We start from the raw sequence: 22,073 nt of genomic DNA on the forward strand, positions 1-22,073 counted from the left end.
TTGTGGGATGCGTCTTTCCCTTCTTGCCGCGGCATTCGGCGCCGCTCTGGCCTTCGCCACCGGTGCGCAGGCGGAACGCCTGACCGACCAGCCGCTCGTCGATGCCGCATGGCTGAAGTCGCAGCTCGGCAACAAGAGCCTGGTCGTCATCGACGTCCGCGACGTCGCCAAGGATGCCGGCAATCCCTATGACAAGGGCCATGTCCCGGGCGCGGTGAATGCGCCTTACTCGACCGCCGGCTGGCGCGCGGAGGTCAACGGCGTGCCCGGCATGCTGCCGCCGCTCGACCAGGTCACCAAGACCATCGGCGCGCTCGGCGTCAGCAACGACAGCCACGTCGTCATTGTGCCGAACGGAACCGACTCCTCGGAGTTCGGTGGCGCGACGCGCGTCTACTGGACCTTCAAGGTGCTCGGCCACGACGCTGTCTCGATCCTTGATGGCGGCCAGCGCGCATGGGAGGCAGCAGCCGGCGAGATTTCGACGGACGCGGTCAAGCCTGTTGCGGCGACCTTCACTGGCGCGCTCAAGACGGAACTGCTCGCCACCACCGCTGATGTCGAAAAGGCGCGCGCTCAGGGCACCAAGCTGGTCGACGGCCGTCCGGCGACACAGTTCAAGGGCGAGGCCAAGAGCCCGGTCGTCCGCGTCGCCGGTACCATTCCTGGCGCGGTCAACCTGGAAAACAGCAAGTTGTATGACGCCGGCAAGGCTTCCTTCGCGTCCAAGGATGCGGTGGCTGCGCTCTCCAAGGGCGCCGGTCTCGCTGCCAACGAAGACAACATCGCTTTCTGCAACACTGGCCACTGGGCCTCGGTGGTGTGGTTCGGCCTGAGCGAGATCGAAGGCAACAAGAACACCAAGATGTATGACGGCTCGATGGCCGAGTGGGCGGCCGACCCGGCCCGTCCCGTGCAGCCCGGTTCTTGATCGACGCTGAGCGGCACGCCAAGCTTGCAAGATGTCCAGGAGCGATCCTGGACGTCTTCGTTTGCACCGGACACGCTGTCCAAGACAACAGAATGACTGAAGTGAAATGACCCAGATAAATGCTACGGCAGCGGCCCCGTTCGCGCCGGTCAACCTCGACAAAGGCCCGGTGATTTTCGTCGGACTAGCCTTCGTGCTCGGCGCGCTGGCAATCGGCCAGGCGATCGACACGCGCCAGGCGCTGCTGTTCCTCATCGGCGGCCTGCTCGGCCTGACACTCTATCATGCGTCTTTCGGCTTCACCGGCGGCTGGCGGCGTTTCGTCGTCGAGCGGCGTGGCAATGCCATCCGCGCCCAGATGCTGATGATCGCGGCGGCTTCGGTGGTCTTCATCCCGCTGCTGGCCATGGGCAGCGCCAACGGCCAGCCGCTGGTCGGCGCCTTTGCCCCGGTCGGCGTGTCGGTGCTGGTGGGTGCTGCGATGTTTGGCCTGGGCATGCAGCTCGGCGGCGGTTGCGGCTCGGGCACGCTGTTCACCGTTGGCGGCGGCAGCTCGCGCATGCTGGTGACCCTCATCTTCTTCATCGTTGGCGCCGTCATCGGCACCGCGCATCTGCCGTGGTGGCTGGCGCTGCCGTCTGTGCCCGAAATCAGCCTCGGCAGGGCACTCGGTGTGCCGGGCGGGGTGATCGTCACGCTCGTCGGTCTCGGTGCGGTCGCTGTGGCAACCGTTCTGGTCGAGCGCCGCGCCCATGGCGGCCTCGAAAAGGCCAAGCCTGCGCCGCGTCAAGGGCTTGCGAGGCTTCTCTACGGACCGTGGCCGCTGGTCGGCGCTGGTCTTCTGCTCGCCGGCCTCAACATCGCGACCTTGCTGACGGCGGGCCACCCGTGGTCGGTGACCTTTGGCTTTGGCTTGTGGGGCGCGAAGATCGCGCAGGCGGTTGGCGTTCCGGTCGAGACCTGGGCCTTTTGGGGCTGGCCGGGGCCTGCCAAGGCGCTCGGCTCCAGCGTTCTTGCTGACGTCACCTCGTTGATGAATTTCGGCATCATTTTGGGCGCGGCACTTGCCGCTGGCCTCGCCGGAAAGTTTGCGCCCAAGGTCAAGGTGCCCTTCGCCTCGTTCCTGGCAGCGGCCATCGGCGGCGTGCTGATGGGGTATGGCGCGCGGCTGTCCTTCGGCTGCAATGTCGGCGCGCTGTTTTCAGGCATCGCCTCGGGCAGCGTGCATGGCTGGCTCTGGTTCGCTTCGGCCTTTGTCGGCAGCCTCGGCGGTGTCGCGCTGCGTCCCCTGTTTGGTCTCGATGGATTCAAGAAATGAGCGCGCGTAACACCCTCCTGTTCGGCACGGCCTTCCTGGCCGCCACTTCGGCGGTGGCGGTCGACCACTACCGCTTTGCAGCCCCCAAGCCCTTGCCGGCGGCCAGTGCTGCGGCAACGCCGTGTGCTGCCGGAAACCCGTGCGCCGCGGGCAATCCATGCTCGGCTGCCAACCCGTGCTCGGCTGCATCGCCATGTGCGGCGGCTGCACCCTGCGCCGCTGCCAATCCGTGTTCGGCGGCATCGCCTTGCGCGGCGGCTTCGCCTTGCGCGGCGGCCGCTCCATGCGCCGCCACGTCGCCCTGTGCAGCCGCGCCAGCCACTTCTCCATGTGCTGCCGCCCCGGCTTCGCCATGCGCGGCAGCCCCTGCAGCTTCGCCTTGCGCGGCGCAGCCGCAATAGGGCAGGCTGGACGCCGGAGGCAAGCAATGGACGAAGCAAGGTCGGAGGCAGCGCGGCAGGCACTGTTTTGCGAGCAGGTGCTGGCGAAGTCGGGCACCAACGTGCTGCTCGAGACCTTGCGCGAGGGCAAGCCGGTTGCCGTGTGGGAGCATTTTCCGGCCGGCGACGTGTTCGATCCCGAGACGGGTGCGCAGTGGTACTATCACAGCCACCCACCGCAGGAAGGGCAGGCCGAGCACGGGCATTTCCACTGCTTCGTCCGTCCGGAAGGGGCGGGCGGACCGGTCCATCACCTCGTTGCCATCGGCGTCGATGCCTATGGCCAGCTCATCAGGCTGTTCACGGTCAACCAGTGGGTGGTCGACGACAATTGGCTGGAAGCGGAAGCTACGATTGCGCTTCTGCCGCGCTTCGACCCGCATTTCGCTCGGCCGTCCTATCTGGTCAACCGCTGGCTCGCCGCCGTCGTCGGACTCTATTCTGAAGAGATCAAGGGACTGATCCGCAAGCGCGACGAGGTCATCGCCGCTCATGTGGCCGCAAATGGCACTCAAGCGCGCGAGGACCGCGCGTTGGAGGTGACGTCAGAATTGGGCGCAGACCTTCGCCAGACGGCCGAGAATCTCGGCGTCTGATCTCCTGAAGAACCTATCCGCGCAGGAAGCGCTCGGGCGAGAGGTCGTCATAGGCCACGCCCAGCCGGGCGAGGTCGGCGGGGATCGGCTCGCCGCGCATCAGCGCCGAGGAAAGCCTGGCGAGCGTCAGCGAAACCTGAAAGCCATAGCCGCCCTGGCCGCCGAGCCAGAAGAAGCCGGGAAGCCGCGGGTCGAAGCCGGCCACCGGGCTGCGGTCGGGCGAGAAGGTGCGCAGGCCCGCCCACGGCGTCTGCGGACGGCCGACCGGCAGGCCCGTTGTCTCCTCGATGTTGTAGGCGGCGGTCGCCACGTCGATGTCTTCGGGATAGGCGTCGCACGGCTCGGAATCAGTTTCGTCGGCGAGCGAGCCGATCAGCCGGCCAGCGTCAGGCTTGAAATAGAAGCGCTCGTGCAGGTCGATGACAAGCGGCCATTTGCGCGTGTCGAGGCCGTCGGGCGGATCGAACAGGAAGGCGGTGCGCCGCTTGGGCGCGAAGCCGAGGCCGGACAGGCCGGCGCGGGCGGCAATGACGTCGACCCAGGCGCCGGCGGCGTTGACGACCATGTCGCCATCATGCGTGCCAGCCGTGGTGACGACGCTAAAGCCGCTCGGGCCGCGCGAGATTTCCAGCACTTCCGCGCCGGTGATGATCCTGCCGCCGGCGCCCTTCAGCGCCGATGCCTGTGCCTGCACCATCTTGCCGGTGTCGATGTCCATTGCGCCGGGTTCGTAGACGCCGCCGCAGGTTCTTTCAGGGGCGATGGCCGGCACCAATGCGTTGACTTCGGCCGGACTGAGCCGGCGGACGCTGGGCACCAGCGCCTGCTGTTCGCGGGCCATTGTGTCGATGGTGTCCGCATCGTCCGGACCGCCGAGATGCAGCGCCCCACGCTCGTGCTCGATGAAACCGCCGTTGACGATCGCCGGCCGGCTCGCCACCGACAGCGCACGCACCAGCACGTTGCCATAGGTCTCGGAGAACAGCGCCGCCGAACGGCCGCTGGCGTGGTAGCCGAGCTGTGGCTCTCGTTCGATCACCACCACGGACGCCCATTGCTGGACGGCGGCGGCGAGCGAGAGGCCGGCAATGCCTCCGCCAATGACGATCACTTTCTGGGGGTGGCCATCGGATTCCATGGCCGTTCGTAGAGCCAATTGCCGAACTGGTCCACAGCGAACCCATGGGCCAGACCTCTCTATCGACAGGCCAGCAGCCAGCCAGACGCCGGCTGCCTTCGGCCCGAGGATCAGGCGACGCGGCGGCCTTCGCGCCAGACGGTGCGGACGACGGGCACATGCTCGTCGACGCGCACGCGCACCAGGTCGCCGCGACGGCCCGTCTCGATGACGCCGCGGTCGGTGAGGCCGACCGCGTCGGCCGGGTTCTTCGACACCATGGCGACCGCCTGCGGCAGCGAAATGCCCTCGACGACTTCGCCGAGGTAGAAGGCCGACTGGATCAGGCTGAAGGGAATGTAGTCCGACGACAGGATGTCGAGTAGACCATGCTCGGCGAGCGTGCGGGCCGAGACGTTGCCGGAATGCGAGGCGCCGCGCACGACGTTTGGTGCGCCCATCAGAACGCCGAGCCCCGCACCCTTGGAGGCGCTGGCGGCTTCGACCGTGGTCGGGAATTCGGCGACGCGGATGCCTTGCGCGATCGCCTCGTCGACATGGGCTGATGTGGCGTCGTCGTGGCTTGCCAGCACGATGCCGCGGGCATGGCAGGCTTTCGAGATGAACTCGCGGTTGGGCCGCGAATTGCGCGCGGAGTCGTCCATGCGCTTGTCGCAGAACGCCTTGAACTCGACGTCGTTCATCTTCAGCTTGCGCTGGTAGTAATAGGCGTAGGTCTCGAGATCGACAAACTGGCGCTGGCCCGGAGCATGATCCATCAGCGAGGCCATGCGGACGCGATCGTCGCCGTCGAAGACGGCAAAGCTCTCCTGGCAGTCGGCGGCCGAAACCTCGCAGCGCAGGTGGATGAAGTGGTCGGCGCGGACGCGGTCGTTGCGCACGCTGTCCTCGATGGCGTCGGCCAGCTTGCGCATGTCGGCGGCGGTCATCTCGGCATCCTCGTCCATGCCGACGCGCAGCGCGTCGAAGACGGTGGTGATGCCGGCCGAGGCCACCTGCGCGTCATGGGCCAGCACGGCGGCGATCGGGTTCCAGCGCACGCGCGGGCGCGGGGCGTAGTGGCCCTCGAGATGATCGGTGTGGAGTTCGACAAGGCCTGGAATGACGAAGTCGCCGCCCATGTCCTCGCCGACGGTGCCCGGACCGCTGGAGATGTCGGCGATGCGGCCGTCGCGGATGACGAGCGAGCCGTCGATCACTTCGTTTGCCAGAACCAGGCGGGCGTTTTTCAAAACAAGGTCGGTCATTTCAGGCGGTCTTTCTTTCAGCTTGCTTGCCCAGCGCGTGGTAGCTCAGCACCTCGAAGGGTCCGCCGGCGGATGGCTCGACGAAGATGGCGAGGCCTTCGACCGGCACCGGCCGGTCGAGCACATTGCCCAGGCATTGTTCGATTGCGGCCCGCACGCGCGGGGCTTCCTCTCCAGCCACGCGGCCGGAGAGCGTCATGTGAAAACGGAAGGCGTCGAATACGTAGGGATAGCCCCACTGGTTCAGGTAGCGGCATTCCTGCGGCGACAGTGCTGCGGGGTTGCGGCGGGCGATCTCGGCGTCGGTAAGGGGCGCGCGGAACGGCTCGAAGACGGTGACCACGTCGCCGGCAAATGTCTGGAGTTCGGGCCGCGGCTCGGCCGGAACCAGCGCGAAGAAGCCGTCGAGCTGGGCGAGCTTCAGGCGTGGAATGTCGAAGGGCACGGCGTCGGCGGCAAAGGCGTCGACCGCGTCGATCAGTGCGGTTTCCGACGTGCCGTCGGCCAGCCTGAACGGCGCCTTGAGCGTGGCATGGAAGCCGTAGCGCCGTGCCGCGGCCGTGTGGAAAGCAACTTCCGACGCCGGGAGCTCGCCGAAGGCCTTGGCCGGGGTCAAGGCACCGCCAAACGCGTCGCGCCCGAGCCAGCCGGCCGCGATACGGCACAGCGGATCATCGTGCGGTGGCGTGAAATAGATGGCGTAGCGCATGAACCGGTCCCCCACAGGCGCCGCGTGTCCGCATGGACGCGAGCGCGTATTCCGAAAAATCCAGCATCGACGAGGCAATCGCATCCGATTTTCTCGCCTTAGCTCCGAGCAGTCGCCCGTTAGATGATTTGCGTGACAGTTTGACGAAGTAGTGGCTGACTTCGTCAGATTTGCAAGTCCAACGTATCATCTTTAGTCATTCGCCTTCTTTCCGATCAGCCGCTGGCGCAATGCGGTGGAAATATTGTCGAAGATGAACACCACGATCAGGATCAGCAAAACCATATAGGCGACGTTTTCCCAGTCGGAGTTGGTGCGCATCGCTTCCCAAAGCTTGAGTCCGATTCCGCCGGCGCCGACCGCGCCGATGATGGTGGCCGAGCGCGTGTTCGATTCCCAGAAATAGAGCGACTGGCTGACCAGCACCGGCAGCACCTGCGGCACCACGCCGTAGCGCTGGACCGACGCCGGCGAGGCACCGACCGAGCGCATGCCCTCGCGCTGCTTGTCGTCGATGTTCTCCAGCGCTTCGGAATAGAGTTTGCCGAAGGTGCCGGTGTCGGTGAAGAAGATCGCCGAGATGCCGGCGATCGGGCCGGGACCGAAGGCGCGGGTGAAGAACAGTGCCCAGATCAGCATGTCGACCGAGCGCAGGAAGTCGAAGAAGCGCTTGGTGACCTGGTTGACGAGGCGGTTGCGGGTGATGTTGCGCGCCGCAAGGAAAGCAAGCGGGAAGGCGAGCAGGCTGGCGAAAAGCGTGCCGACGAAGGCCATGACGATGGTCTGCAATAGCTTCAGCCAGACGTCGCCATGCTGCCATTCGGAGTTGTTGACGATGTTGTCCCAGGCGAGTGCGGCGTTCGACATCTTCGGGTCGAGCCGTTCGCCCGACAGGAGCAGCGAGAACACTTCGCCTGTCGATTTGCCCCAGAAGGGCGAATTGGCGTCGAAGAAGAAGTTCTCCCAGCCGAGGAAGCGGTGGCGGATCTTGACGTCGTCGGCGTCGATCTGGGCGCTGCCGGCAAAGCCGAAATCGACCATGATCTTTTCGCCAGGCGCCTTCTGCGTCGCCCAGGTGGGCAGGTCGCCGGCAGGCGTGGCGCTGGTGCCCGGAATGATGGCAATGTCGAGCGTCTCGCCGCCACGCGAAACGGTGACGTTGGCGGGCGTAATCTCGATTGCGTTGTTGCGGCCGATCTCGGCGCTGACACGGCTGGCCGATGCCTTGTTGGCCGGTGCGGTGGTGCCCTTGGCGGCCTGATCGAAGCTCAGCCATTCGGGATGCCGGTCGGGGCGGTAGGAGGAGAAACGGGGATAGCCGATATCCAGCCGGTCTTGCTTGAAGACGATCTGCGGTCGAACCTCGTAGGACACCCAGTCGGCAAGGTAGGTGCCGGCGATGCCCCAGTTGCCGCCGGCGAGCACGGCGCCGACCGAAAAGAACCACCAGGCGAAGGCGAGATAAGCCACGATGCCGGCGCTGACCGCCCAGCCGGTCAGGCTCTTGCGCCACGAGCCTGAGAAGACATCAGGATGGCGGTCGGCGATTGCCTGCATGTCGGTCATGGAAATGGTGGTCATTGACTTATTCTCCGCGGCCGAAGGCGAAGGCCTGCTCGCCGACCAGCTTCTTGCGCAGCCAGGCGGAGAACTGGTCGACCGCAATGATGGTGCAGAACAGGAGGAGGATGATGGCCAGCGTCTTGGCCTCGTGATTGCGACTGATCGACAGGCGCAGCGCCTCGCCGATGCCGCCGCCGCCGACCGCGCCGATGATGGTGGAGGCGCGCACGTTGATTTCGAGGCGCAGCAGGCCGTAGCTGATGAAGTTTGGCATGACTTGCGGCACGATGCCGAACCAGACGCGCTCGGGCCAGTTGCCACCGACGGCGCGCAGGCCTTCGTCGGCCTTCATGTCGGCGTTTTCGACGACTTCGAAAAACATCTTTCCCAACGCGCCGATGGTGTGCAGGGACACGGCGATGATCGCCGGTATCGCGCCCATTGAAAGGATGGCGAGGAAGAAGCCGGCAATGACGATCTCGGGGAAGGCGCGCAGGATTTCGAGGAAGCGGCGGACGAAGAAGCGCAGCCAGCGCTGCGTCACCAGATTGGAGGCGGCGAGGAAGCAGAGCGCGAAACCAAGCGCAAAGCCGATGATCGTCGAGACGAGCGCGATGTTGATCGTCTCCAGCATCTTGTAGACATATTCGGGCAGGTAGAACGAGCCGAACAGATACATGCGGCCCTCGGGGTAGTCGAATTTCAGGCTGCCATCGTCATAGGGCGAGGGCAGGTCGAACAGCGCGCGGCCGATCTCGTAGGCGTCGCGCGGCATCAACTGGTCGGTGAAGTCGAAGAAATGCGGCAGCCGGTCGAAGAACTTTCCAGCATTGGACTCGTTGGCGAACCAGAGCGATCCGGACAGGGCGACGAACAGCAGGATCAGCCCGCCGATGGTGTGCAGGCGGCGTCGGCTGGCGAGTTCGCGCCAGTGGCGCTCGACCGCGAGGCCGACGTCCGATAGGGGCATTGTCATGAAAATTCCGTCCGGTCCCGGATCAAGGAAAAGACGCGCCGCGATGTGGGCGCGGCGCGTCCGCGTTGCCTGAGGGCTTAGCTGCCGATCTGCGCCTTACGGGCGTCGATGACCGGCTGGTAGAATTCAGGGGTGACTTCGGTGAAGCCCTTGAAGTCGCCGCCCTGGATCGCCGCGAAGCAGGCCGGATCGGTTTCCGGCAGCTTCATCATGTAGTCCTTGAACTTGGTCCTGATGTCGGCGTCGAGCGAGGTGCGCACGACGATCGGGCCGTTCGGGATCAGCGGCGACTTCCAGACCTCGACCAGGTCGTCCATGTCGAGGATGCCCTTGTCGACCATCTTGCGCAGGTTGCCCGAGGTGTAGCCGTCCTTGAACTCGCCGACGCCTGAGCCGAAGGTCGTGCCGGCATCGAAGGTACCCTTCAGCACTTCGAGGACGAGGTTTTCATGGCCGCCGCCGAAGCCGGTCTCGGCGAAGTAGTCCTTCACGGCGGTACCGCCGAGGTCCTTGGGCAGGGAGGTTGCGGGGATCAGGTAGCCCGAGGTCGAGTCGGGATCGGCGAAGCCGAGCTTCTTGCCTTTGAGGTCTTCGAGCTTGGTGATGCCGGAGTCTTTCTTGGCGACCATGATCGAATAGTAGCCGGTGGCACCATCGGTCTGGACGGTGGTCAGGATCGGCTCGACCGCATCCTTGTTCTGCAGGTAGATCTTGGCGTAGCCCGAAGCGCCGAGCTCGGCGTAGTCGAGCGTGCCGCCGAGCAGGCCCTGGATGGTGCCGTCATAGTCGGCGGCCGGGAACAGCGACACCTTCTCGACGCCGATGGCCTTCGGCAGTTGGTCGACCAGGCACTGGAAGTTGCGCAGGCGGTCGGCTTCGTTCTCGCCGCCGATCAGGCCGATGCGGAATTCCTTGAGGTCTGCGGCATGGGCCTGTCCGATTGCCAGCACGGCAAGCGAAACGGCACCCAGAAGTGCTTTCTTGAACATTGCAGGTCTCCAGTTTTCCCGGCCCATCGCCGGGTTGTTGTGGTTGCTGATGGCCGGCCCTTGACGCGGGCGAGACGACCGCTGATGGCCTCAGGCCGGGGCGTAGGCCGGTTCCAGAGGTGCGGCGGATGCGGGAACCTTGACCTTGGCCGGGCGGATGCTGGTCGAGGTGATGGCTTCGGAAATCTCTGCGCCGTCGCTGTCGGCGCCATAGACCAGGCGTACGGCTTCAGTGGTCAGTTCTTCGGGGGCGCCGTCGAAGACTACCGCGCCGCCCTGCATGCCGATGATGCGGTTGCAGTAGGTGCGGGCGGTGTCGAGCGTGTGCAGGTTGGTGATGACGGTGATACCCTCGCGCAGGTTGATGTCCTGCAATGCGTCCATCACCACCTTGGCGTTGAGCGGGTCGAGCGAGGCGATGGGCTCGTCGGCGAGGATCAGCTTCGGCTCCTGCATCAAAGCCCGGGCAATGGCGACGCGCTGCTGCTGGCCACCCGACAGCGTGCCTGCAGGCTGAAGTGCGGTGCGGGCGATGTCGAGCCGTTCGAGGGCGGCGATGGCCCGGATGCGCTCCTCGCGGGAGAAGATGCCGAGCAGGTTCAGGCCGGTCGAACGATGGTTGAGGCGGCCGAGCAGAACGTTGGTGAGCACGTCGAGGCGCGGCACCAGGTTGAACTGCTGGAAGATCATGGCGCAGTCGCGCTGCCAGCGGCGCAACTGCGCGCCGCGAAGTGACGATACCTCGGTGCCGTCGAAGGAGATCGAGCCCTCGCTCGGGTCGATCAGGCGGTTGATGGTCTTGAGCAGCGTCGACTTGCCAGCACCCGAGCGGCCGATGATGCCGACCATCTGGCCGGGCTGGATCTTGAGATTGACGCCGTTGACGGCGACGTTCTTGCCGAAGCGGCGGGTGACGTTGCGGATTACGAGCATCGTGGCTTCCCTGTCCCATCAGGGCTTTCCGCCCTTTTCGGCTATCGGCCTAGACGCGGGACATGAAGCTGCAATGTCGGGAGCATGTCAGTTTTGTTACGATGCACAGGACGGGGTGCCGAAAATGCACCTTGAAGCTCGTTTGCAGGCGCTGCAAACATGGATCGTCGAGGCGGAAAGTGGAGGAGGGCTCATGGCCAAGGGAAGCTGTCACTGCGGAAACGTGTCGTTCGAGGTCGAGGGCGAGCCGACGAGCGCGCTTGAATGCAACTGCTCGCACTGCAGCCGGAAGGGGTATCTGCTGTGGTTCGTTCCACGCGAGAAACTGACACTGCACACGCCACCCGAGGCCATGGCGACCTATAGGTTCAACAAGCACATTATAGACCATATGTTCTGTAAGAACTGCGGCTGCGCGCCGTTCGGCACGGGCGTCAGCCCCAGCGGCGAGAAGACGGCGGCGATCAATGTGCGCTGCATCGAGGAGATCGATCTCGGCACACTGCAGCGCATACCTGTCGATGGGCGCAGCCGCTGACTGGGGCGCGCCGAAGCGTTCAAGTGTCGTGGATTCAAAGGCTTGGCCGATTCCGGCAAGATTCCGCGAAAAGTTGAACGGGCGACCCTTTCACTACACTTGTTAGACATTATATGAGGGCGGACTTCATTTTGAGGAACCGCCGATGAAATTGTCCCGAACGACCCGCTTTGCCACGCTTTTCGCGGGCCTGTTCCTTGCCTTCTCGATGGTCGCCGTCGACCACGCCGACGCCCGGCGCGGCGGCAGCTTCGGCAGTCGCGGCACGCGCACCTTCCAGTCGGCACCGCCGACGCGTACCGCGCCGCAGCAGACCGCGCCGATGGAGCGGTCGATGACGCCGAACACCGGTCAGGCGACCAACCCGGCCACCAACGCGGCCCGTCCCGGTGCAGCGGCCCAGCAGCGCCCCGGCTTCATGAGCCGTTTCGGCGGCTCGATGCTGGGCGGCCTGTTGATGGGTGGCCTGATCGGCATGTTGCTCGGCCAGGGTTTCGGCGGTCTCGCCGGCATGTTCGGCATGCTGCTGCAGGTCTTGCTGATCGGCGGCGCGATCTGGCTGGTACTTCGCCTGATCCGCTCGCGGCCGGTGGCCTCGCCGGCACCGGCGGGCGCTGCCGCGGGTGCAACTGGTGGCAACGGCAATTTCGCCTATCGCGATGCGGAGCCGCGTGAAGAAGGCGGCAAGCGCGCGTTCAACATCCCGAGCATCGGCGGAGGCCTGGGCTCGGCCCCACAGCAGCCGGTCAGCGAGGAGATCACGCTTGACCAGAGCGATCTCGACGCCTTCCAGCGCCTGCTGAGCGAGGTGCAGGAAGCCTTCGGCCGCGAGGACCACAAGGCGCTGCGCCGGCTGGTTACCCCCGAAATGGTGTCATATCTGTCCGAGGAACTCGCCGACAATGCCCAGAAGGGCGTGCGCAACGACGTGACCGACGTGCAACTGCTGCAGGCGGACATTGCCGAAAGCTGGCGCGAGGGCGACCGCGATTACGCTACCGCCGCACTCAATTATTCCTCGATCGACGTGACCCGCGACCGCGCCAGCGGCAAGGTCGTCGAGGGTGACGCCGATGCGCCGACGGAAGTGACTGAGCTCTGGACCTTCGTGCGCCAGAATGGTGGCGACTGGCAGCTCTCGGCGATCCAGCAAGCCTGAACCGTTCCCTACTGATTGCTGCGCCCGCAGCCGCCCTTTCGAGGGCCGGCTGCGGGCGCGTCTTTTTTCTTACCGACATCCCGCAGAGACCCACGGTCGGGCCATACCGCCAATCGGCCACAATTTTTTTCTAGGAAAGGTTGAAGTCGGGAGGATTGGCATCGTTTGATCCAGCCCCACATTCTGGTTGTAAGAGAAACGCGGATTGGCCATGGCCAACAATGTTCTCGTCTCGCCGGACTTCCTGACCCTCACGCTTGGAATCGTCATTTATTTCGTCGGCGTGATCCTGAACCGCCGCATCCCCTTCCTGCGCAACTACAACATCCCCGAACCAGTCACCGGCGGGTTTCTCGCGGCCGCAGCCATTTGGGTTTTCCATGCCCTCACGGGGCTGCAAATCGTCTTCGAGATGACCACGCGCGACAGGCTCCTGGTAATTTTTTTTGCCACTGTCGGTGTCAATGCTCGTCTGTCCGACCTGCGCGTCGGCGGCCGGACGCTGTTCGTGCTCGCCATGCTGACCGCTGCCTTCGTCTTCGTACAGAACACTGTCGGCATCCTCAGCGTCCGGATGTTCGGCCTGCCCTCGCCGGCAGGTCTGATCATGGGCTCGATTGCGCTGGTCGGCGGGCATGGCACGACAATCGCCTGGGCGCCGGCGATCGCTGCCGAACACGGTTTTCCCCAGGCCATCGAAGTCGGCGTGGCCGCTGCAACGCTCGGCCTCATCGTGGCCAGCGTGTTGGGAGGGCCTGTGGCGAAGTTTCTCGTCGACCGCGGACAGCTGAGCCCTGAAACCGGAACCGCGGACGGACGGGTGGCCGCGACCGACACGGATGCCGCGCCGATAAACACTACCACCTTCATGCAAGCACTGCTGTTGGTCAATGTCGCCGTGGTCTTCGGCTATCTGGTCCACGGACTGATCTCGGACATGGGCATCAAGCTGCCGCTCTTCGTGCCCTGCCTGCTCATGGGCGTCGCCTTGTCCAACACGGTGCCGCTTGCCTTCCCACGGCTGAAATGGCCGGCGCGCACGCCTGCAATGACGCTGATCTCCGAGTATTCGCTTTCGGCATTCCTGGCCATGTCGCTGATGAGCATGCAGCTCTGGACCCTTGCAGGCGTGGCAGGTCCGCTGCTGGTGGTCATCATCATACAAGCGGCTGTCGTCGCCGCCTATGTCTGGGTCGTGCTTTTCCCGCTGCTTGGCAAGGACTACCAATCGGCCGTGTTGTGCGCGGGCTTCATCGGCCTGTCACTGGGCGCCACGCCGACGGCCATCGCCAACATGACGGCGGTGGCCAAGCACTATGGTCCGTCGCCCAACGCCTTCATCATCCTGCCTCTGGTCTCGGCGTTTTTCGTCGATCTGGTCAATGTGTTCGCGATCCAGCTCTTCCTGTTGCTCTGAGCCGGACGTCTATTCGTGCTTCTCCAGAAACTCTTCCGCAGAGAGATTGCGGAAATCGTCGAGTGCCGTGCGCAACCTGGCGTGGTCCCAGTCCCACCAGGCGAGCGCCTGGAAGCGTTCGGCGGTTCTTCGGTCGAAACGCTCGCGGATCGGCCTGGCCGGCACGCCGGCGACGATTGTGTAGGGGGCGACGTCCTTGGTCACCACGGCGCCCGAGCCGATGACGGCCCCGTCGCCGATGGTCACGCCCGGTAGCACGGTCACGCCATGACCGAGCCAGGTGTCATGGCCGATGGTCACGGCATTGGAACGGCGCCACTCGAAGAACTCGGTCTCGTGCTCGGCATCGTCCCAATAGTCGGAGGCGCGGTAGGTGAAGTGGTGCAGCGTCGGCCGCCAGGTCGGGTGGTTGGTGGCGTTGATGCGTACCGCTGCTGCGATATTGGAGAACTTGCCGACCGTGGCGCACCACAGGCTGCAGTCCTGCATGACGTAGGAATAGTCGCCGAGCACGCTTTCGCTGATGCGGGTGCGCTCGGCCACCTCGGTCCAGCGGCCGAGGGTCGACTGCGTGACCTCGGCGGTGGGGTGGATCAAGGGCTGTTCGGATAGCTTGCGGCTCATGCGGCGACCTTTCCGGCTGCGAACGCGGTGACGTCGATGATGCGGTCGGCAACCACCTCGCGCACGTCGGCGTCGTGGAAGATGCCGAGCAGGGCCACACCCTTGAGCTTCTTCTCCTCGATCAGGCCTATCACCACCTCGCGGTTGGTGGCGTCGAGCGAGGCGGTCGGCTCGTCGAGCAAAAGGATCGGGTGGTCGGTGATGAAGCCACGCGCGATGTTGACGCGCTGCTGCTCGCCTCCTGAGAAGGTGGCCGGCGGCAGGCTCCACAGTCGTTCCGGCAGGTTGAGCCGGGCAAGAAGGTGGGCGGCACGATCCTGCGCCTGCTCGCGCTCTACCCCACGGGCCACCAGTGGCTCGGCGACGACATCGAGCGCCGAGACGCGCGGCACGGTGCGCAAGAACTGGCTGACATAGCCAATGGTGTCGCGGCGTACCGCTAGCACGGTGCGCGGGTTGGCGCTGGCGAGGTCGACCAGCTGGCCGTGGTGGTCGACGATGATCTGGCCCTGGTCGACGCCGTAATTGCCGTAGACCATTTTCAGGACCGAGCTCTTGCCGGCGCCCGAGGGGCCGCCGAGCACGGCGCATTCGCCTGATCTGACCGAGAAGGAGACATTGGCGACGACGGGCAGGCGGATGCCGCCGCGCAGGTGCATGGTGAAGGCCTTGGCGACCTCGGAGACGATGAGTGGCGTGGCCATGGCTTACACCTGAAGGATCGAGGAGACGAGAAGCTGGGTGTAGGGCGCGCGCGGATCGTCGAGCACGCGGTCGGTGAGGCCGGCTTCGACGACATGGCCGTCCTTCATCACGATCATCCGCTGCGACAGGAGCCGGGCCACGGCGAGGTCGTGCGTGACGACGATGGCCGCAAGGCCGAGATCGGTGACCAGCCCGCGCAGCAGATCGAGCAGGCGCGCCTGCACCGACACGTCGAGGCCGCCCGTCGGCTCGTCCATGAACACCAGCCGCGGGCCAGTGACCAGATTACGGGCGATCTGCAGGCGCTGGCGCATGCCGCCGGAAAACGCGCGAGGTTCGTCGTCGATGCGCTCCTCGCCGATTTCGACACGGGACAGCCAGTCGATGGCGGTCGAGCGGATGTTGCCATAGTGGCGGTCGCCGATGGCCATCAGCCGCTCGCCGACGTTTGCGCCGGCCGACACCGTCATGCGCAGGCCGTCGGCCGGGTTCTGGTGAACGAAACCCCAGTCGGTTCGCATCAGGAAGCGGCGTTCGGCCTCGCTCATGCGGTAGAGGTCGCGCCACTGGCTGTCGCGCATGCGGTAGCTGGCGGTGCCGGAGGTCGGCAGCAGGCGCGTCGACAGGCAGTTGAGTAAGGTGGTCTTGCCCGAGCCGGACTCGCCGACGATGGCCAGCACTTCTCCTGGCCAGAGATCGAAGGAGATGTCCTCGCAGCCGATGCGCGAGCCATAGTATTTGGACAGCGCCGTGACGCGCAGAAGCGGTTCGTCGGTCATTGGGCAGGCTCCAGGATGTCGGGCGAGAGGTGACCGCGATGGCCGCAGGCCTGGCGCGTCTCGCAATGGTCGGTGTCGGAACAGACGAACATGTGCCCGCCCTTGTCATCGAGGATGACCTCGTCGAGATAGACTTGTTCCGCCCCGCACAGCGCGCAGGGCTGGTCGAAGCTCTGGATCTCGAAGGGATGGTCCTCGAAGTCGAGGCTGACCACTTCGGTGAAGGGCGGCACGGCATAGATGCGCTTCTCGCGGCCGGCGCCGAACAGCTGGAGCGCGGGCGACATGTGCATCTTCGGATTGTCGAATTTCGGCGTCGGCGAGGGGTCCATCACGTAGCGGCCCTCGACCTTGACCGGATAGGCGTAAGTCGTGGCTATGCGGCCGTGTTTGGCGATGTCCTCGTAGAGCTTGACGTGCATCAGCCCGTATTCCTCGAGCGCATGCATTTTCCGCGTTTCGGTTTCGCGCGGTTCAAGGAAGCGCAGCGGCTCGGGGATCGGCACCTGGTAGACCAGCGTTTGTCCTGATGTCAGCGGATGTTCCGGGATGCGGTGACGCGTCTGGATGATCGTTGCCTTCGCCGTCTCGGTGGTCACGGCAACGTCTGCGACCTTCTGGAAGAAGGCGCGGATGGAGACGGCGTTGGTGGTGTCGTCGGCGCCCTGGTCGATGACCTTCAGCACGTCGTCGGGGCCGATGATCGCGGCCGTCACCTGCACGCCGCCGGTGCCCCAGCCATAGGGCATCGGCATCTCGCGACTGGCGAATGGCACCTGGTAGCCCGGGATGGCGATGCCCTTGAGGATCGCCCGACGGATCATCCGCTTGGTCTGTTCGTCGAGATAGGCGAAGTTGTAGGTGGCGATTTCTGATGCTGCGGTGGTCATTCCGCCGCCTCCCGCTGCTCGGTTTCGTTGATCTGGTTTCGCTTCTCATGCTCGGTGCGCATGCGGCGGACGAGGTCGAGTTCGGCCTGGAAGTCGACATAATGCGGCAGCTTCAGGTGCTCGACGAAGCCGGTGGCCTGGACGTTGTCGGAGTGCGAAATGACGAACTCCTCGTCTTGGGCAGGGGCGGTGATGTCCTCGCCCAGTTCGCCGGCGCGCAGGGCCCGGTCGCAAAGCGACATGGCCATGGCCTTGCGCTCCGACTGGCCGAAGACCAGCCCGTAGCCGCGGGTGAACTGCGGCGGCGCCTTGGCCGAGCCCTTGAACTGGTTGACCATCTGGCACTCGGTGACGCGGATGCGGCCGAGCGTGACGGGGAAGGGCAGCTCCGGCACGTCGAGCTCGAGTTCGACCTCGCCGATGCGGACCTCGCCGACGAAGGGATGGCTTCGGCCATAGCCGCGCTGGGTCGAATAGCCGAGGGCCAGGAGAAAACCCTCGTCGCCGCGCGAAAGCGCCTGCAGGCGGCTGTCGCGGGCCAATGGAAATTCCAGCGGCTCGCGGGTGATGTCGCCGGTAAGATGATCCTCCGGCAATTCGCCATCGGCCTCGATCAAACCCTCATGGGCGAGAATTTCCGAAACGCGCGTCATGCGCTGGCCGTCGGCCTCGCGCTGCTCGGGCGCGGGAACGGCCGCGTCGTTGGCGAGTTCGGGATCGAGCAGGCGATGGGTGTAGTCGAAGGTCGGGCCGAGCAACTGGCCGCCGGGCAGGTCCTTGTAGGTCGCCGAGACACGGCGCTCGACCTGCATCGCGGCAGTGTCGATCAGCCTGGTGTAGCCGAAGCGCGGCAGGGTGGTGCGATAGGCGCGGACGAGGAAGATCGCCTCGATCAAGTCGCCGCGCGACTGCATAATGGCAAGTGCCGCCAGTTCGCGGTCGTAGAGCGAGCCCTCCGACATGACGCGGTCGACGCCGAGGGCCAGTTGCTCGACGATCTGGTCGATGCGCAGCGCTGGCACCGAGCGGTCGCCGCGGCGACGGTCTGCGAGCAGGCGATGGGCATTGGCGATGGCCGCTTCGCCGCCTTTGACAGCAACATACATATCAGGTCTCCAGCGTCTTGATGCGTGTGGTGCGGGGCAGGCAGGCGACGCCGTCGGGAGCCGCCAGGATGATGTCGACGCCGCGCGGAAAACGGGCGCCGTTCTGCTTCCACTGCTCGACGAAATGGCGCGGCAGCGGCGTCGGCGCGATGGTGGCAAGAGTCTCGATGCCGGGGCCCTTGAGTTCGAGCGGCTCGCCTGCCGTCAGGCTCTCGACCTGCAGGATCAGCGTCGTCGACCGGTCAGGGTATTCCTGTGTCCCTTGCGCAAAATTTTCGAGCGCCATCAGGTTTGCCGGATTGGCGACGAGCGCGAAATGAGCGTCGGCAGCCGTTGCGGCCAACGGCGCGCCGCTGTGGAAGGCGAGCCAGGATTTTGCTGCCGCCGAAACCTGAAGCGGAGTGTCGAGCCAGAGCGGCGTGTCGTGATCGCAAAGGGTGAGCGCCACGGCACCGGCCGTCGCCGACAGTGTGGCCGGCGGCTGGGTCAGCGCTGCGACCGGCTGGATCGTGCCCGGCCGAGCCATGGCGTCCATGACCGCACGGAAGATCGCCTGCGCGTCGAAAACGGGAGCGGCGAAACCGCCGTCGATTGCCTGTTCCATCAGTCCTCTCCGCGCACCATGGTGAAGAAGTCGACCTTGGTCGCCGCCGTCTCGGCGCGGCGGGTCGCATCGGCCGCCGTTTGGGCGGCACGCAGCGGTGCGATAATCAGTTGCTCGATATCGGCGCGCCGCGCCTCGTTCTGCCAGAGCGCATCGGTGATGGCCGACAGCCTCGCCTTTTCCTTGTCGCGGCCGAGCGCATAGGCATGGCCGACCTCGCCGGAGGGCAGGCGCACCGTGGCGCGCGTCACCGTTGCCTCGCCGAAATTGAAGGGCGCGCCGCCGCCGCCGATCCGTCCGCGCACCGACACCAGCCCGGTCTCGGGGCCGCGCAGCAATTCTGCTTCGCCGATCACGCCGGCAGCCAGGCACAGCCGCTTCAACTCGTCGCCCGACGCCATTGCCAATGTCGCCATCGCCGCCTTGCGCGCCGCCTCTAATTCTCTCTCCTGCCGTCGGTCCATCTTCATCGCCGCTCCGTTCTCTTATTTGTCTATTGTTCTATACAAACGAACAACATACAACGGGCTTGTAACGAGGCTCCGTGACGGGCGCATGACAGGGGCAGTGGATTTGAACGAGCAAGGATCATCGGTGACGCGCAAGAGCGGCGTGGCGTTGTGGCGCCAGATCGCCGATCAGATCAGGCAGGCGATATCAGCAGGCACGCTGGGCGCTGATGGCCGGCTGCCGCCTGAACTGGTCCTGTCCGAGCGTTTCGGCGTCAACCGCCACACGCTGAGAAGTGCCATCGCCGCCCTCGTCCAGGAGGGCGTTCTGCGGGCCGAGCAGGGGCGGGGCACTTTCGTCGAAACCCGTCAGAAGCTGTCCTATCCGATCTCGGCGCGGACGCGCTTTTCCACCGGTCTGCGGGACCAGACGCGGGACCGGCGCAGCGTGCTATTGGCCCATGCCATCGAGCCGGCTGCCGCGCGGGTGGCCGAGGCATTGCAGATCGAGGCTGACGCACCGGTGCTGCGGCTCGAAACACTGAGCGAAGCCGACGGCCGGCCCATATCGCGGGCGACAAGCTGGTTCGATGCCCAGCGGTTCCCGGGCTATGAGCAGGCCTATGCCGAAACTGGCTCGATCACGCTCAGCTTCCAGCGCTATGGCATCGAGGACTATTTCCGCAAGTCGACGCTGGTCTCGGCGCGCCATGCCGATGCCGCCGACCTCGCCGATCTCAAGCTGTCCGCCGGCGCGATCGTGCTCGTTGCCATCGCCGTCAATGTCGATGCCGAGGGCGTGCCGATCCAATATGCCGAGACGCGTTTTGCTGCCGACCGCGTCGAACTCAGCGTGTCGACCGAGGCCTAGCGCAAGCCGCCACACCGACCATTCCCTCAACGCCGGCAAAATGAAGTTTTGAGGCGAAAGCTTTAGTGCCGCGCCGTATTCCAAGGGCGACTTGAGCCCCGCTGCCGCAAGGTTGGCGGGGCTTTTTGCGCGTTCGCAAAAATCGCGCCGAGGTCCTGGCTACTGATTTGGCCCTTGCGACGGCTCCGAACTTTCACTGCGTGAACTGGTTTCGCCGGCCGCCTTTTTTGCCATCAGCGCGTCATAGGCGGCCTTGCTTTGAGGGTCCATTCTGCAGCCGGTGGCTGCCATGCCGGCCACGATTGTACATGCCAGTGCAAGTCGTGAGACCATCGTGGACTTGCGGTTCGCAGGCAATTTCCTCGTCATCTTACATGCTTTCCATTTTATATTGGCAGCATGCATTAGTCCGCAGTCAAGGCTGAGTAAATACTTAAAACTGAAGCAGCGGAAAGGTTTATGGTCAGCATATCCAATGACGCCACGAGATGAACGATAGTGCTCGACTTGTGGCTATTTCCGCTGGGGCGGCTGCAACTTTTCCGCCACGCAGCTACGGCCATTTGCTCGGACGTTGTGCGGTCGGGACTATACTGGATGGCCGTTGCGGCATCATTCGTGGCGGGGGCGAGTTGCCACCCCAAGATGTCCTTTATCGGACCGCTTGCGTGGTTTCATCGCCGTCAATGTCGATGTGTCTCGCCAACGCTCCGTGGCGGGCTTACCGTCGGCTTTCACTGGCTGACCGTGATCTTGCCCTGCATCTGCGGGTGAATCCCGCAAAAATAGGGAAAGTCACCGGACTTCGTGAATGTAAAGGCAAAGGTGTCGCCGGTGTCGAGCGCCTTGGAGCGGAACGACCCGTCGGTGGCCACGACAAGGTGAGGGATGTCGTCGTCATTCTCGAAGGTCACCGTCGTGCCCGCCTTGACGGTCAGGTTCTCCGGCGTGAACGTGAAATTCGCGATCTTCACGCGCGGCGCATCCGCGGCAAGCAGTGGCGAATGAAATGCCAGGGCTATCCCAAGCGCGACAAGCGGAGCCGCCAGCAGCCGAGTGGAGCGAGGTGGTGGAAACATGGCTTCCTCCATGTGATGAGGGGTGATGCGATGCACGTTTCAGCTGCCGGCGAGCGTGCTGTCGATGATCGCCAACTCCGCCTTGCCGGGCTGGACGGCGACATCGGTAATGCCAAGCAGGCCGCGCAATTGACCCGCAGGCACCGTCATCGGTCCGGGCGCGGGTGCCGTGCCGGGTGCGGGTTGCGGGAATGCGGTCGAGCGGGCCGTGTGGAAGGTCACGTTGCCCTCCACCTTCTGCATGATCTGGTGGATGTGGCCGTTGAGCACGGTGACCGAGCCGAAGCGCTTGAGCAGTGACAGCGCCTGCGCCGCATCGTCGGTGCCCCATCCCCATTCTGGATAGATCGCCCAGAGCGGGATATGCGCGAAGACGACGATCGGGGTCGAGGCGCTCACCGACTTCAGATCGTCGGCAAGCCAGGCGAGCTGGTCGGCGCCGAGATTGCCGAGCCCGCCGGCCTTGAGGTTCACCACATTGACCAGACCGACGAAATGGATGCCGTTCTGGTCGAAGGAGAACCAGCCCGCACCCTTGGTGTTCTTGCCGTAGCGATCGAGATAGGCGCGGCCATTGCCCTCGTCGATGACGTCGTGTTCGCCGGGCACGTAGTGCATGTTGAAGCCGGCACCGCCGATGATCTGCTGAGCCGTGTCGAACTGGTCGGCCCTGGAAAGATGGGTGATGTCGCCGGTGTGGATCATGAAGGTGGGTTTCACCGGCAAGGCCTGGACCTTGCCGATCGCCTCCTTCAGCGTGTCGATGGCATGCGGGTTGGCGGCCTTGTCGAAGCCGATATGGCTGTCGGAGATCTGCAGGAAGGTGAAGCCATCGGAGAGTGCTTTTGCGGCCTCGGCCTCGCCGAGCAGGCTGAGCGAGACGGGCACGCCGGCCGAAACCGTCCAGAGAACGCCGGTACCGGCCCAGATCATGCATTCCAATGCGTGGCGGCGGCTGATGCCTTCGCCATGTTCGTCGTCGCGATGGGAGCTCATGTCGGTCTCCTGATGC

Annotated in this window: 24 protein-coding genes; 7 read left to right on the top strand and 17 right to left on the bottom strand. The window is 64.9% G+C overall.

Annotation, left to right across the window (positions count from 1 at the left end; all coding sequences use genetic code 11):
- Window positions 1-7 precede the first annotated feature (7 nt).
- Window positions 8-931: a sulfurtransferase gene (locus ABSY17_RS08405; RefSeq protein WP_378949179.1), complete on the top strand. Its 924-nt coding sequence runs from the start codon at window positions 8-10 to the stop codon at window positions 929-931.
- A gap of 106 nt (window positions 932-1,037) precedes the next feature.
- On the top strand, window positions 1,038-2,249 hold the full coding sequence (locus ABSY17_RS08410) for a YeeE/YedE family protein (RefSeq protein ID WP_378949182.1): 1,212 nt from the start codon (window positions 1,038-1,040) through the stop codon (window positions 2,247-2,249).
- A gap of 67 nt (window positions 2,250-2,316) precedes the next feature.
- Here ABSY17_RS08410 and ABSY17_RS08415 read toward each other — a convergent pair whose 3' ends face one another.
- Complete coding sequence (locus ABSY17_RS08415) at window positions 2,317-2,673, bottom strand: hypothetical protein (RefSeq protein WP_378949185.1); 357 nt, start codon at window positions 2,671-2,673, stop codon at window positions 2,317-2,319.
- Between the two features lie 3 nt (window positions 2,674-2,676).
- Here ABSY17_RS08415 and ABSY17_RS08420 point away from each other — a divergent pair, with 3 nt between their 5' ends.
- Complete coding sequence (locus ABSY17_RS08420) at window positions 2,677-3,285, top strand: DUF6969 family protein (protein WP_378949188.1); 609 nt, start codon at window positions 2,677-2,679, stop codon at window positions 3,283-3,285.
- Window positions 3,286-3,298: 13 nt separating this feature from the next.
- Here ABSY17_RS08420 and ABSY17_RS08425 read toward each other — a convergent pair whose 3' ends face one another.
- The 7 genes from ABSY17_RS08425 to phnC all read right to left on the bottom strand — a co-directional run bounded on the left by ABSY17_RS08425 (window position 3,299) and on the right by phnC (window position 10,840).
- Complete coding sequence (locus ABSY17_RS08425; protein WP_378949190.1) at window positions 3,299-4,423, bottom strand: NAD(P)/FAD-dependent oxidoreductase; 1,125 nt, start codon at window positions 4,421-4,423, stop codon at window positions 3,299-3,301.
- A 110-nt stretch (window positions 4,424-4,533) separates the two neighbouring features.
- The gene (locus ABSY17_RS08430; protein WP_378949193.1) at window positions 4,534-5,670 is read right to left on the bottom strand and encodes an alpha-D-ribose 1-methylphosphonate 5-triphosphate diphosphatase; all 1,137 of its coding nucleotides are present in this window, start codon (window positions 5,668-5,670) and stop codon (window positions 4,534-4,536) included.
- Between the two features lies 1 nt (window position 5,671).
- Entirely contained in the window at window positions 5,672-6,379 is a 708-nt protein-coding gene (locus ABSY17_RS08435) for a DUF1045 domain-containing protein (protein ID WP_378949196.1), read from the bottom strand.
- Window positions 6,380-6,571: 192 nt separating this feature from the next.
- On the bottom strand, window positions 6,572-7,960 hold the full coding sequence (gene phnE, locus ABSY17_RS08440) for a phosphonate ABC transporter, permease protein PhnE (RefSeq protein WP_378949199.1): 1,389 nt from the start codon (window positions 7,958-7,960) through the stop codon (window positions 6,572-6,574).
- Window positions 7,961-7,964: 4 nt separating this feature from the next.
- Window positions 7,965-8,912: a phosphonate ABC transporter, permease protein PhnE gene (phnE, locus tag ABSY17_RS08445; protein ID WP_378952521.1), complete on the bottom strand. Its 948-nt coding sequence runs from the start codon at window positions 8,910-8,912 to the stop codon at window positions 7,965-7,967.
- An 83-nt stretch (window positions 8,913-8,995) separates the two neighbouring features.
- Window positions 8,996-9,907 carry a phosphonate ABC transporter substrate-binding protein gene (phnD, locus tag ABSY17_RS08450; RefSeq protein WP_378949202.1) on the bottom strand — a complete coding sequence of 304 codons (912 nt, stop codon included), beginning with the start codon at window positions 9,905-9,907 and terminating at the stop codon, window positions 8,996-8,998.
- Between the two features lie 90 nt (window positions 9,908-9,997).
- Window positions 9,998-10,840, bottom strand: coding sequence for a phosphonate ABC transporter ATP-binding protein (gene phnC, locus ABSY17_RS08455; protein WP_378949205.1), 843 nt, complete (start codon window positions 10,838-10,840; stop codon window positions 9,998-10,000).
- 193 nt (window positions 10,841-11,033) lie between these two features.
- Here phnC and ABSY17_RS08460 point away from each other — a divergent pair, with 193 nt between their 5' ends.
- From ABSY17_RS08460 to gltS, 3 genes are all read left to right on the top strand, one after another.
- Window positions 11,034-11,378, top strand: coding sequence for a GFA family protein (locus tag ABSY17_RS08460; protein ID WP_378952524.1), 345 nt, complete (start codon window positions 11,034-11,036; stop codon window positions 11,376-11,378).
- 145 nt (window positions 11,379-11,523) lie between these two features.
- Entirely contained in the window at window positions 11,524-12,537 is a 1,014-nt protein-coding gene (locus tag ABSY17_RS08465; RefSeq protein WP_378949208.1) for a Tim44 domain-containing protein, read from the top strand.
- A 211-nt stretch (window positions 12,538-12,748) separates the two neighbouring features.
- Window positions 12,749-13,954, top strand: a complete 1,206-nt coding sequence (gene gltS, locus ABSY17_RS08470) for a sodium/glutamate symporter (RefSeq protein ID WP_378949211.1) — start codon at window positions 12,749-12,751, stop codon at window positions 13,952-13,954.
- Window positions 13,955-13,963: 9 nt separating this feature from the next.
- Here gltS and ABSY17_RS08475 read toward each other — a convergent pair whose 3' ends face one another.
- Genes ABSY17_RS08475 through phnG form a run of 7 tightly spaced genes read right to left on the bottom strand, consistent with a single transcriptional unit; the run spans window position 13,964 to window position 19,132 of the window.
- Window positions 13,964-14,578, bottom strand: coding sequence for a DapH/DapD/GlmU-related protein (locus ABSY17_RS08475; protein ID WP_378949214.1), 615 nt, complete (start codon window positions 14,576-14,578; stop codon window positions 13,964-13,966).
- Entirely contained in the window at window positions 14,575-15,282 is a 708-nt protein-coding gene (phnL, locus tag ABSY17_RS08480; protein ID WP_378949217.1) for a phosphonate C-P lyase system protein PhnL, read from the bottom strand. Before phnL ends, ABSY17_RS08475 begins: the two co-directional genes overlap by 4 nt.
- Before the next feature lie 3 nt (window positions 15,283-15,285).
- On the bottom strand, window positions 15,286-16,062 hold the full coding sequence (gene phnK, locus ABSY17_RS08485) for a phosphonate C-P lyase system protein PhnK (protein WP_378949220.1): 777 nt from the start codon (window positions 16,060-16,062) through the stop codon (window positions 15,286-15,288).
- Window positions 16,059-16,952: an alpha-D-ribose 1-methylphosphonate 5-phosphate C-P-lyase PhnJ gene (locus tag ABSY17_RS08490; protein ID WP_378949223.1), complete on the bottom strand. Its 894-nt coding sequence runs from the start codon at window positions 16,950-16,952 to the stop codon at window positions 16,059-16,061. The genes phnK and ABSY17_RS08490 overlap by 4 nt, the downstream gene beginning before the upstream one ends.
- Window positions 16,949-18,058 carry a carbon-phosphorus lyase complex subunit PhnI gene (locus ABSY17_RS08495; RefSeq protein WP_378949225.1) on the bottom strand — a complete coding sequence of 370 codons (1,110 nt, stop codon included), beginning with the start codon at window positions 18,056-18,058 and terminating at the stop codon, window positions 16,949-16,951. Before ABSY17_RS08495 ends, ABSY17_RS08490 begins: the two co-directional genes overlap by 4 nt.
- 1 nt (window position 18,059) lies before the next feature.
- Window positions 18,060-18,662: a phosphonate C-P lyase system protein PhnH gene (phnH, locus tag ABSY17_RS08500; protein WP_378949228.1), complete on the bottom strand. Its 603-nt coding sequence runs from the start codon at window positions 18,660-18,662 to the stop codon at window positions 18,060-18,062.
- Complete coding sequence (gene phnG, locus ABSY17_RS08505) at window positions 18,662-19,132, bottom strand: phosphonate C-P lyase system protein PhnG (RefSeq protein ID WP_378949231.1); 471 nt, start codon at window positions 19,130-19,132, stop codon at window positions 18,662-18,664. The genes phnH and phnG overlap by 1 nt, the downstream gene beginning before the upstream one ends.
- A gap of 85 nt (window positions 19,133-19,217) precedes the next feature.
- Between phnG and phnF the strand changes: the two genes are divergently transcribed.
- Window positions 19,218-19,982 (top strand): phosphonate metabolism transcriptional regulator PhnF, encoded by a 765-nt coding sequence (gene phnF, locus ABSY17_RS08510; protein ID WP_378949234.1) that lies wholly within the window; start codon window positions 19,218-19,220, stop codon window positions 19,980-19,982.
- A gap of 734 nt (window positions 19,983-20,716) precedes the next feature.
- Here the strand turns inward: phnF and ABSY17_RS08515 are convergent.
- Both ABSY17_RS08515 and ABSY17_RS08520 read right to left on the bottom strand, forming a co-directional pair.
- Window positions 20,717-21,097 carry a cupredoxin domain-containing protein gene (locus tag ABSY17_RS08515; protein ID WP_378949237.1) on the bottom strand — a complete coding sequence of 127 codons (381 nt, stop codon included), beginning with the start codon at window positions 21,095-21,097 and terminating at the stop codon, window positions 20,717-20,719.
- 3 nt (window positions 21,098-21,100) lie between these two features.
- On the bottom strand, window positions 21,101-22,057 hold the full coding sequence (locus ABSY17_RS08520; RefSeq protein WP_378949240.1) for a metallophosphoesterase family protein: 957 nt from the start codon (window positions 22,055-22,057) through the stop codon (window positions 21,101-21,103).
- Window positions 22,058-22,073: the final 16 nt, after the last annotated feature.

It is taken from the genome of Mesorhizobium sp. ANAO-SY3R2, assembly GCF_042466635.1.
Taxonomy (GTDB): Bacteria; Pseudomonadota; Alphaproteobacteria; order Rhizobiales; family Rhizobiaceae; genus Aminobacter.